Here is a 251-nt window from a genome sequence, read left to right as displayed (position 1 = left end):
AGCGCCAGGCCATCGATGGTGCCCTGTGGCTGCAGCGTCTGCCAGTTTTCAAACAGTGCCGGAGAGAGCGGCGCAAACAGCGGAACGATAGGCGCAATATGACTCAGCACCAGCTGTGTGGCGCGAACGCGCACTTCCGGCTGACCATCCGGTCCCAGCATCTGCTTATCTTCAGGACGCCATAACAGAGAGAAGTGACCGGCGGGCCAGGCGTGGCCGTCGGTGCTGAGCCGGGTTTGTGGCACATTGAC

General features: G+C 61.8%; 1 protein-coding gene. It reads right to left on the bottom strand.

The features are described from left to right. The coding region (locus SB756_RS33175) for a hypothetical protein (RefSeq protein WP_410913648.1) at positions 1–251 on the bottom strand (251 nt) is incomplete at both ends.

The sequence above is a fragment of the Pseudomonas sp. SIMBA_068 genome (assembly GCF_046534705.1).
In the GTDB taxonomy this organism is placed as follows: Bacteria; Pseudomonadota; Gammaproteobacteria; order Pseudomonadales; family Pseudomonadaceae; genus Aquipseudomonas; species Aquipseudomonas putida.
The sequence above is the reverse complement of the archived record's forward strand: the minus strand, read 5'-3'. Positions and strand labels throughout refer to the sequence as shown.